Below are 10,996 nucleotides of genomic sequence, written 5' to 3'. Positions count from 1 at the left end.
AATTATTAGGTCAACTCAATATCCATGTTGTTGAACAGCAGATGAAAACGATTAAATAACTGCAGGGGCACACCATCTCTGTTAGCCAAAAAATGTGCTATATCTGCAATAGTAGGATATTCATATAAAATTATTGGCGAAACCTTACATCCTACATATTCCTGCAATTCGCCTATTAACGATACAGAATGGATTGATGAAATAGCGTATGTTTCAGACACAGGCTCATCAATATCGATGTGCGAAACAGGAATTTGGGTGTATGCAGAAACTCTATGGATCAGCCAGTTGCGTATGGCCTCTTCATCATATATAGGCACCATAATAAGAAAAGAAATAAGGTTTAGGTTATATATAGAAGCAAATGCCTGTGATTGCTCACAAGCATTTGCGGGCAAAAGGCTTACGCTGAAAGGCTCAGATTAACCTGACCATGCCAGTTTACACCTGCGTTAGTAACATAAATAGTCATGTTACCACCGGCAGAAGTACCGTCCATGGTGATTTTGATGCCCACACCGTCATCAACTGCGATGCCATCACTTTTCAGTGTACCAATCGGATCGGCTACCATTTGCTTTAGGTAATCCGGGTTCTGAAAACATTTAACGATTGCCGGCAAATACGGGAAATGTGTTTTGCCATCCGCAGCTTTTAATGTAGTTGCTGTCATAATGAATAAGATTAAGGTTATAAAATATGTTTATTGAGGGCCAAGTTAGAATATTATTTTTATAATATTTCACTAAAATTAAAAATTAATTTAAAATACTTTTAGCACACCTTCTTAAATGCAAATTTTTATACCGATTGCTCTTTAGAATTTAGGTGATTAACTATTTTAAAATAATTGAAGATTTAAAGAACTATTTTTTATTAACTTTAATTAATTGTAAATAAGAATTTTACAATTAGTTTATTATACTATCGCATGCGAAACTCTGATATAATCATACTAACTGCAGACGATTTTTTAAATTAATAAAAATTAATTTATGATTTAACTATTAATAAATCAAGGGTGAAAAAAGCTTAAAAAAAGGGTAATTAAGGGGTATAAAAACCTTAAAAAAAGATATTTTTACTGGTATTAAATCAAAAAATAATAAATATTTTTCGTTTGGCAATATAACACCTATAACCATCATGATGAATAACCTAATAGAGCAGACGGCGAAGCTTGAGCAGGAAGAAACCCTGCCCGAAACCCCCGATTTCATTCGTAATTTTTATAAAAACTGCGCCTTTTTTGACCTTAAAACGGCCTTCGGTCGCCTCCAAAACGACCATGTAGAAGCCATAACCTACTCCGAACTGCACAAAAAAGCGATTGACTTTGCCGGGTACCTGCAAAATTTCACATCCAAAGGAGAGCGGGCGGCGATCCTTACAGAAACCGGGTTGGAATTTATTATCGCTTTTTATGGCTGCATTATCGCCGGCATAATCCCGGTGCCCTGCAGCATACCCAACCCTAAAAAGGCTGACGGCTTGCGCAACATTATTGACGATTGCGACGCCCGCATCATTATAGGTTTGAGCGGAACCCTTAAAAAATTCACACCTGTTTTAAACAGTAGCCTCATCGCCATTGCATCTGATAACATTCCTTCCGGGTATGCGTTTACGCCACCTGCCATCAAGGAAACCGATGTGGCCTTTCTGCAATATACCTCCGGCACCACATCCGACCCCAAGGGGGTAATGGTAACCTACAAAAACCTGCAGGCCAACCTAAAGATGATTAAAGACAGGTTTGAATTTACCCCCCAGCTGGTGATGGTAAGCTGGCTGCCCTTTTATCATGATATGGGGCTGGTGGGGATGATCCTCTCGCCTTTGCATGCCGGGGGCACGGGCTACTACCTGTCGCCTATGGAGTTTATTCTTAAACCTTTAGAATGGCTTAAGGCCATTACCACCCTTAAGGGCAATTGTACAGGTGTGCCTAATTTTGCTTTAGAGCATTGTGTAAGCCGGATTGCAGATGAGCAGGGCACCGGCCTGGATCTAACCGGCTTAAAAACCCTTTTTTGCGGATCGGAACCCATACGGCATCAAACCTTAAAAACCTTTAACGAAAAATTCCGGCAGTTTGGCCTTTCGCCCAACGCGCTGTACCCCTGTTATGGCATGGCCGAACTGGCCCTGTTTGCTACGGCGGGCAAAGTAGGGCAGCATTACAAGCAAAACTCATTTGATAGTGCTGCACTTTTTAATAAGCAGGTAAAAAAGGCAGCACCGGGGGCGGCAGGCGCAATAGACCTGATCGGCTGCGGGTTTGCTGCCCAAAACTCGCAGGTGATCATTGTTGACCCGCAAACCCAAACAGAAACACCACAAGGTATTGGCGAGATCTGGATAACCGGCCCGCACGTAAGTGCCGGCTACTGGGGCAAACCGCAAATAACGCAAAACACCTTTAAAGCCCGTTTAAATGAAAGCCCCGGCACCGATTACCTGCGCACGGGCGACCTGGGGTTTATTTTTGACGAGCAGCTGTACATCAGCGGGCGTATTAAGGATGTTATTATTATGAACGGGCGAAACATTTACCCTACCGATATCGAAATCTGTGTAAATAACAGCCACCAGGACCTGAACGAAGGGCGCTGCGCCGCTTTTTCTGTTTGGAGGGATACCGGCGAAGTTTTGATCATCGTTAAAGAAATTCATCGCTCGCATTATAAAATGATGGATGAATTTATTGCCAACGCAGGGCCCGACGGCGAAACTACGGGCAAACTGGTTGTTGATTATTGCAAAGCCATCCAAAAAAGTGTTGCAGATACGGTAGGGCTTGTGATTGATGATCTTATTGTTGTAGCCCAAAACCGGCTCCCGGTAACAACGAGCGGCAAAATACGCCGCGCCGCATGTAAAGACCTTTATTTAAACAATGAATTAAACGGCCATTCCTTAACCAGCTTATTAAAAAACATTTTACGCCATGACAGAGCATAACGAAATATTTAATGTGGTAAAAAACGCATCCGGGCAATACTCTATATACCCGGCATCTAAAGAACCACCCGCCGGCTGGGCTAAAACAGGTGTAACCGGTACCAAAGAAGAATGCCTTAATTATATTGAAGAGGTATGGGTAGATATGCGCCCCATAAAGTAAGTATTACCTATAGCGACGCTTAATTGCCTAAAACAGAGAATTGAAATCTTTTCCTTCGGGCGGGTTCTCCATTTCACGGTATTGGCGAATCCCTTCCTGAAGTAGATTGGTGTACTCCTTCAGCATAAATTCACGAAAGCAGTTAAGGTCCCCGGTTTCTTTGGTTTTGATGATCGCTTCGATATATGCTGCCTTGTTTTCACTTTTTACAATAGCTAAAGGTAAATTGTAAAGTGTTTGAAGGAAATTCATCAGCAGCCGGGAGGTTCTTCCATTCCCGTCATAAAAGGGGTGGATAGAAACTAAACGGTAATGCGCATCAAAAGACAAATTTAACTGCTCTTCTGTAGAATGGAGCGATTTAATTCCATTGCTGATCAGTTTCAACAACTCAGCAGTAAGCCTTTCAACTTTATCATAATTAGGGAAATAGGTGTTACCTGCAGAAACATTGCCTTTACGGAAAGCGCCGGTTGCAGCATCAATAGTGCCCAGCATTGTGTTATAAATCTTCCCTGTGGTTTTCATCACCAGGGCGTTTATTTGCTGTATCAGCCCGATATTTAATTCTTTGCCCTGCCTGGCTGCTTCCAGGGTAAAAAGCAAAGCGGCATGATGATCCTTCACCATCAGGCTATGCTCTAAAGGTTTACCGTTGGGTGTGCGGCCTTCCATGATCAGCACCTGAGTTTCTACCTCGGTAAGTGTAGATCCTTCAATTTTTGTGGAATGATGATCTATAGCAATAAGGTTGAATGTATCATGGTCTATCACATCCTCCAGATGAAGGCCCTTATATTGCGCTATCAGAGAACTAATATCCATTTTCTTACTTACAAAAATAAGCATTATATCTTATCTTAAGTATTGCTTACAGAAATTGATCAGGTAGCCCATGTTTGTAATACACAGCACTGTTAAAGATTTTTAAGCAGAATGGGCAAGCAGCTTTACAGCCCTTGCCCATTAATAAAACTGCACCTTGTACAGATCAGGTTGCGACCGCTACAGGGTTAATCATCATCCGAGCTGTTCGGGTCGAAAAGCCAGGTATCATCCAAACGGTTACTGCCGTTATTACCCGTGGTTACATAGCCCAGGCCCTTTAGGCTAAAGGCTACGCCGTATTCCCTGTTAGCTCCTTCAAAGGCATCTACCTCTGTCCACAAGTCTTTATTTACATCGTATCGCCAGGTATCATTTTTGGCTCCGCTGCTTTGGCCGCAGGTGATATAACCCTTATCGGCTATGGCAAATGCCATGGTGTTTTCGCGGCTGATGTTGTAGTCATCGTCATCGCTATCATCATCATTATCGTCGTCATCGGCCCGGTTCAAATCTTTTTTCTCTACCCATGCGCCGCTCTGCTGGTCAAACATATAAAACTCTGATGCGTAAGAGCCGTTATTGGTACCGCCCCCTACATAAGCTACGCCGTTGATAACCAGTGCAAACGCACCAGAGCGTTTGATGCCTATGCTATTGATTTTTTGCCACTGGTTGCTGCCGGCATCGTAACTGTAAAAATCCTGCTGATCTTTATCATCATTATCTTTACCTGTGCCAACGTAACCTTTGCTGCCTACCGCAAATGCTACAGCATCATACCGCCCCTGCGTTGTAGGGAAATCTGCAATTTGCCGCCAGGTATCTGTTGCCGGGTTATATTCCCAAAAATCTTTCAGCGCGTCATCGCCATCGTAACCACAGCCTACATACCCTTTGTCGTTGATAGAAAAGGCCACCGCGTTGCTCCTGGCCTTTCCCGGGAAATCTGCCAGTTTAAACCAGGTTTTTTTATCCGGGTCAAACTTCCACATATCCTTTAAACGGTCGTCGCCGTCATAACCGGTGCCTACATAGGCAAAATCACTTATCGTAAAACCTATTGCACCATTGCGGGGTACGCCTTCAAAATCGGTGCTTCTTGTCCAGTTACCAGACAGGTCGTCATCATCATCTTTTTTGCAGCCCAGTACCAGAACAGAAAACAGCAGGATCAAATAAAAATTTGTTTTTTTCATATACGTTTAATTATAAAATAGAATTAGTTAGAGAAGTTTTTTTAGCGGCGCCCATTAATCGGGCACCGTATATTTGGTGTATTTAATATTAAGTTTGATCTTGGTATCTGCATTGCCCGGCGACCCCGTAACCACCCGTTCTAACGATTTAAAAAGCCTATCGGTGGGTACGCTCAACAGCATCGATAGCTCGGTATTTTTATCGAGGGATTTATATTTACTTACAAACTCGGTAAGGTTAAAAACATAGCGGGTGTTGCCTATAATGTTGTTGCCATAGTTTTTTTGTAATATGGCGTATTGGTCGCTCTCCGAAAAAAAGTTGGCCACTACAGATTGGGGCCTGTTTTCTTTATTGGCAACAAACAAAACCAGGTTGGCCGGCAGTTCAAAAGGGCTGTCCTTTAGTTTAGGCACCTCAATAATCAGTTCGGCATAATTTACAGCAACAACCGATTGATTGAGGAAAGCAAGCAGCGTAGGGAATTGCAGCCGGGTAGCTATACCGGTACCGGCCTGTACAAAGCATTTATTTTCGGTTTGCTTGTAATCAAGTTTCCTGTTGTTATAGCTCAGGTCTTTCAGCAGCGTGTTTGACCTATCTGCCGAGATCTTGTTAAACTGCAGGGTAGAGTCGGTTCCGGAGATGTTAAACTCTATTTTTTTACTTTGCCGCTTGCCGTAACTATCATTTTCTGAGTAATAAAGCTGCAGCGCCGTTTTCCCTACCTTGTAATTGGTAACACAATTTTGTGCCTGCGTACCGGCTACCAGGGCAATTCCCTTAAAATACTTGCCAAAATTCTCGTTGGTGTTTATCCTTTCGTCCTTGTTCCTGATCAGGGTGTACAGGGATTCGCCCAAACTGTTATTCAGCCTGAACACTACAGAATCGGGGCTTTTGGGCCGGGGTTTAAAACTTACTGTGCCTAACAGGGCGGGGCTATATTTAACACTGCTGTTGTTATACAAGGCGCTGCCGCTGCTTACAAGCGATTGCTGGTAGTTTTTGTTATCTATCAGCTCCAGCTCGTTTGATAGCTGGAAAACATTGATGGTATTGGTTTGAGTGGTATCGCCGTAGCTGCTGCCGGTGTAGGCAAGCCTTATGGTAACAGAATCATACCTGGAAGATTTTATGTTCTGCAGATCGGGGTAAGATGTTTCGGGGATGCTTAAGGGGAAACAGGTGGATGCTTCGATGTCCCCAAAGTCCGGGTCGTTCAGTTTACCTATCATCAGTTCGCCGCGCCCGGAAGTGGGCAAAGAATCGAGCAGTAAGGTAGATGCATCTATCTTAAACGTATCCAGCGAACTGAACCCGTCGCTGGTATCCTCGCCTATATGTATGGTATTATCTTGTTTGCTGCATCCAAATAAAATAATACCGATGATGCACAGGGTAAAAATATTTTTTATCATATATCTGTTTTTATAAGCTGCGCTGCGGGTATTTTGGCAGCGGCTTTTTAAAAGCTGTGGTTTTTATATCTGTTGCTAAACTCTAAAAGATTTGTGTTAACAAATGTTAAATGCTACCAATGGCTATTGTTTTCAACACCAGCCCGGCTGTAATTGCGATGAATTATTTTGCACCTGCCAATTGCATTAAGCAATGCTTTACTTTGCGCACTGCTAAAAAAGCATGGGGCTACTTGCCTTTTTTGCTGTAGGTTTTAATTACATAGCCTACAGAAAAATTAACGTTCAGGCCGCGCACGGCATCTATCCTGCCCAGGTTGCTAAAAGCAGCAGAGTGCAGGTAACGCAGGTTTGACGCCAGGATGAACCGCGTGCCCAAATTAAGGGCTGCACCGGCACCCAATGTTACCTGTACCGGTAAACGGTAATCTGCATTAAGATTACGTACCTGCGATGTGGATGAACCGCTTGTTTGCTGCGACCCTTCTGCATGGGTATATACGGCGCCGGCGCCGGCTAAAACATAGGGCTGGATGCGCTTATTGGTAAAAAACCGGTATTTAAGCCCTGCGGTAAACGGTATTACCGTGCCGTTACCTGTTTTTGTTTCTATCCCGGTATCGCGCACCCTTTCGGTCACCGCTATCTTACTCACCTCGGCAAACCAGCCTAAGGGGTTGCTTATCCAGCGGGTAACATTAAGGCCCACAGCATATTTGGTATGGCTCAGATCGGCATTGGTAGCATCGCTGATACCGGTTTTAACCGATTTAAACATCCAGAAGATGCCCCCGGTTAAACTTACCTCCAATTGCCTTTTTGCCTGCGCATTTGCAGGCTCATCATGCGCAGCATCAACCGGATCAGACCATAGTTTGTATGTTTTGCCTGTGCGGCTGCTATCCGCCAGTATTTTATTAAACGCATCTTCAAAAGTTTCATCGGGTTTAAGTATGCTGCTGCCGGCTATCAGATCGGGGTATGCCTCCATAAATTTTTCGGCCAGGCATTTATTAGTGGTATCTGCCAAAATGAAAACCCGGTTACGGTCTATCTGGAAATTGTTGTATGAATCTGCAATAATGGCCTTCATTAAAGCGATATCGTTTTTTACAAAGCCTTCTTCGCAAGACCATTTGCCCCCTACCGCATCCGGAAAAATTAAATGCACGGGAGATGAAGTGGCTTTTTGTGTAGCTGCAGAAAAGGTTTTACCGGCATCGGCTTTATTGGGGTGCAAAACAATTATCAGGGGCTGGTTGGCCTTCACGGCGGCATTGCTGTGATACAAATAGCTTCTGTTTACCCAAAAGATCTTTTTGATGAAAGTGCGTTGCGCAAAAGCAGTTGTTTGGATAAGTGTGGCAAATAAAACCAGCAGGGCAACCTTTTTTAAAGTTAGTGTCATATCGTTAATTAATTAAGGGGATGTATATACAAGTGCTTTCTGATTGCTGTTGAGCAGCCGGAACCAAAAGTATATCAGGCGGATGTTAACAAATGTTAAACACGACGAACACCCTTGCTTTTTACTACCATTGCCGGGGTTTGGGCTATATTACAGGCCATGGTGCAAACCATTAATATGAATTAAACCGTAAGATGCACCGCAATTACGGGTGCCTGGAAGAGCGTAGCATATACCGGCAGGGGCTGCAGGTGCTATTGAAAATTATTAAGCGCTACATGATCCTGCAACGTTTTTTTGAAACCATCGCTTACCGGGATCTCCTGGCCGGCAACGATCACCTTTGTTTTCTGGATCATATCTATCTGATCTACAGCGATGATGAACGAGCGGTGGATGCGCATGAATTTTTTACAGTCTAACTTGTTTTCAATCCCCTTCATGGCCATCCGTGTAATTACGTTTCTGCTTTGGGTAAGGTTTATCTTAACATAATCCTTTAATCCCTCAATAAAGGTGATCTCATTCAGGTTAACGCGGATGAGCGAGTAACCGGTATTCACATAAAAAAAGGCAGGGCTGCTTGCGGCGGCGGGCAGGTTAGGCGCGTCGTGCCTGGATAGGTCACGGATATTTTGATGGATCTTTAAAAACTTAGGGAATACGGCCGCCTGTACAATGTAGTCTGCAAACTCCAGGTCGAAAGGCTCGGTAACATACGCTTGCTGTGCCGTAAGCAAAATAATAAGCGGCGGGTTGGCTACAGCTTTAATGGCATACAGATCCGGCTGCTGGGTGATATGGATATCGGTGATCAGCAGGTCTATCCGGTTATTGTTTAAACACTCCAGCACATCGGGCAGGTGCGGGCTAACCATTTCAATCTTCAGGAAGTTAAACTTGTTGATGCTTGCCTTCAGCATTTCTAAAAACGGCAGGTTATTGTATAATATTAAACAATTCATAGGCACGCATGGGGGAGAGTTACATCCATACAAATGTATTTGCACAACCTGTTTAACGGTTTGTTTTTATACAAAACAGGCTGCTAATTATACCAATTATGTTTTTATGTATAGCTATACCTAAACTGATGCGCCTGGTTATTGCCCGGAAGTTGGGGCAAACTACTTACTCAGCGTTTTTTTAATTACAAACTCCTCAAAAAAATGCGTGCGGTAGGTATTCCCTATCGGGATCTCGTGCTTACTGATGAGCACCGTATTGTTATCAAATGAATTGATGTGCTGCACATTAATAATATACGACCGGCTGATGCGTACAAAGATATTTTGAGGCAGCTGCTCATAAATTGTTTTAATATTCATGGCCGTGATAACCTTCTGGCTCTCGGTTTGCAGCACCACATAATCTTTAAGCCCCTCAATAAAAAGGATATCTTTAAAGTAGATCTTTACGTACATTCTTTCGGCCTTTACAAAAAAGTAGCCGTCGGCAAAGTTGCCAACCGGGTTATCCTTAACAGCGCCTTTTAGCAAAGCCTGGTATGCAGCAGCCTTATTAATTGCTTTGCCAAAGCGTTCTGTTTGTATGGGCTTGATGAGGTAATCAACTGCTTCTACCTCGTAACTGTCAAGCGCATACTCTGCGTAAGCGGTGGTAAAAATAACCAGCGTGTTTTTGGGTATGGTTTTAGAAAATTCTATCCCGTTCATTCCGGGCATCTCAATATCCAGAAACACCAGGTCGGCCGTATGATCCTTTAAAAACAACGCTGCGGAACCTGCGCTGCCAAAGCTTTGCAAAACCTCTAAGCCGGGTGTTTTATCAATCAGCAGCTGGATGGCTTCGCGGGCCAGGGGCTCATCGTCTACAATAATACATTTCATACGGTTAGTTTTAATTCCACGTTAAATATATCATCGCTATCGCTAATATTTAAAAAATGCCTGTTAGGATACAACAATTCTAACCTGCGCTGCACGTTTGCAAGGCCAAGCCCACCATTCATGCGCCGGGCGGTTGGTTTGGCCGGCTTGGAGTTTACACAGGTAAAAGCAAGCTTATCGCCGTTTTTGGTAAAATTAAGGTGAACGAAAGACAGGTTTTCTGCATCCATATTATGCTTAACGGCGTTCTCTACAAAAGTTATAAATAATAAGGGCGAAACCTGTACGCCGTTTAGATCGCCATGTGTATCTATTTTAAACTCAAAGTTATCCCGCCGGATGCTTTCTAAATTTAAAAAGTCTTTCAGAAAGCTGATATCTGATGTAAGCAGTACCTTGTTGCGGGTACTGTCATATAACTGGTATCTTAAAAGTTCGCTAAGTCGTATCAATACGCTTGATGCCTTCTCCGGGTCGGTTTGTGTAAGTACATTAACATTGTTAAGCATATTGAATAAAAAATGCGGATTGATCTGGTTCTTTAACTGCTCTAATTCGGTTTGCGTAGTAAGGTTCTCTAACTCGTACACCCGCTGGCTTACAATAACCGACTGCTGAAATAACTTTATGGCCGATGAAGCTGCTATAAAAACAATAATGCCGATACTAAGGGGCAGTACGCTGGGCGGCGGATGATGATTAAAGGGGCTTTTGAGATAAGGCCTTATATAACCTTCGCAAACGCTCATTGTAATAACCATGATACTGATAATGGTTACTACCCATATAAGGTAAGTAAGATACCGCCCCCCGAAGATCATTTTTGGTATCAGCCAGTATATGTTAAAATAAAATATGATGATCATAAAGCAAAATATACCTGTTTTTAAATAGGTGTTTGCAGGTTCTGTCAAAACGTCCTTCTGGCTAAAAAACACAGCCGAAAGAAACAGCAGCAACGCTGCATGCCTGTAAATACGGTACCTGCGGTGCGTAACAAATTGCAAAATGTAATCATTGGTCACCGTTGCGGGCTCATTTCGTAAGTCCATTGATCTGGTCTGTTTATAATCTTGTCAAATGTAAGTATTAGGGGTACAGATCGGGGATTTGTTTCTACCAACATGCTTAAAAATTATACTAATGCAGCTTTTAATGTTAGTAT

11 protein-coding genes are annotated in these 10,996 nt (G+C 43.1%); 2 read left to right on the top strand and 9 right to left on the bottom strand.

The features are described from left to right. Window positions 1-5: 5 nt before the first annotated feature. Complete coding sequence (locus E2R65_RS06520) at window positions 6-323, bottom strand: acyl carrier protein (RefSeq protein ID WP_134335677.1); 318 nt, start codon at window positions 321-323, stop codon at window positions 6-8. A gap of 80 nt (window positions 324-403) precedes the next feature. Next, window positions 404-673 (bottom strand): hypothetical protein, encoded by a 270-nt coding sequence (locus E2R65_RS06515; RefSeq protein ID WP_134335676.1) that lies wholly within the window; start codon window positions 671-673, stop codon window positions 404-406. A gap of 473 nt (window positions 674-1,146) precedes the next feature. Here E2R65_RS06515 and E2R65_RS06510 point away from each other — a divergent pair, with 473 nt between their 5' ends. Beyond that, window positions 1,147-2,964 (top strand): fatty acyl-AMP ligase, encoded by a 1,818-nt coding sequence (locus E2R65_RS06510; protein ID WP_134335675.1) that lies wholly within the window; start codon window positions 1,147-1,149, stop codon window positions 2,962-2,964. Further along, window positions 2,951-3,127, top strand: a complete 177-nt coding sequence (locus E2R65_RS06505; protein WP_134335674.1) for an MbtH family protein — start codon at window positions 2,951-2,953, stop codon at window positions 3,125-3,127. The genes E2R65_RS06510 and E2R65_RS06505 overlap by 14 nt, the downstream gene beginning before the upstream one ends. 27 nt (window positions 3,128-3,154) lie before the next feature. On the opposite strand, the gene E2R65_RS06500 is transcribed toward E2R65_RS06505, so the two are convergent. The 7 genes from E2R65_RS06500 to E2R65_RS06470 all read right to left on the bottom strand — a co-directional run bounded on the left by E2R65_RS06500 (window position 3,155) and on the right by E2R65_RS06470 (window position 10,883). Then, complete coding sequence (locus tag E2R65_RS06500; protein ID WP_134335673.1) at window positions 3,155-3,952, bottom strand: Fic family protein; 798 nt, start codon at window positions 3,950-3,952, stop codon at window positions 3,155-3,157. A gap of 188 nt (window positions 3,953-4,140) precedes the next feature. Next, window positions 4,141-5,151 (bottom strand): Kelch repeat-containing protein, encoded by a 1,011-nt coding sequence (locus E2R65_RS06495; protein WP_134335672.1) that lies wholly within the window; start codon window positions 5,149-5,151, stop codon window positions 4,141-4,143. A gap of 54 nt (window positions 5,152-5,205) precedes the next feature. After that, window positions 5,206-6,573, bottom strand: a complete 1,368-nt coding sequence (locus E2R65_RS06490; RefSeq protein ID WP_134335671.1) for a DUF4270 family protein — start codon at window positions 6,571-6,573, stop codon at window positions 5,206-5,208. Between the two features lie 229 nt (window positions 6,574-6,802). Next, the gene (locus E2R65_RS06485; RefSeq protein ID WP_134335670.1) at window positions 6,803-7,981 is read right to left on the bottom strand and encodes an outer membrane beta-barrel protein; all 1,179 of its coding nucleotides are present in this window, start codon (window positions 7,979-7,981) and stop codon (window positions 6,803-6,805) included. A 254-nt stretch (window positions 7,982-8,235) separates the two neighbouring features. Beyond that, window positions 8,236-8,946, bottom strand: coding sequence for a LytR/AlgR family response regulator transcription factor (locus E2R65_RS06480; protein ID WP_134335669.1), 711 nt, complete (start codon window positions 8,944-8,946; stop codon window positions 8,236-8,238). A gap of 162 nt (window positions 8,947-9,108) precedes the next feature. Next, entirely contained in the window at window positions 9,109-9,831 is a 723-nt protein-coding gene (locus E2R65_RS06475) for a LytR/AlgR family response regulator transcription factor (protein WP_134335668.1), read from the bottom strand. Next, window positions 9,828-10,883, bottom strand: coding sequence for a sensor histidine kinase (locus E2R65_RS06470; protein WP_134335667.1), 1,056 nt, complete (start codon window positions 10,881-10,883; stop codon window positions 9,828-9,830). Before E2R65_RS06470 ends, E2R65_RS06475 begins: the two co-directional genes overlap by 4 nt. Window positions 10,884-10,996 lie beyond the last annotated feature (113 nt).

This window comes from Mucilaginibacter phyllosphaerae, assembly GCF_004378255.1.
GTDB lineage: Bacteria > Bacteroidota > Bacteroidia > Sphingobacteriales > Sphingobacteriaceae > Mucilaginibacter > Mucilaginibacter phyllosphaerae.
This window is presented reverse-complemented; position numbering and strand designations above follow the sequence as displayed.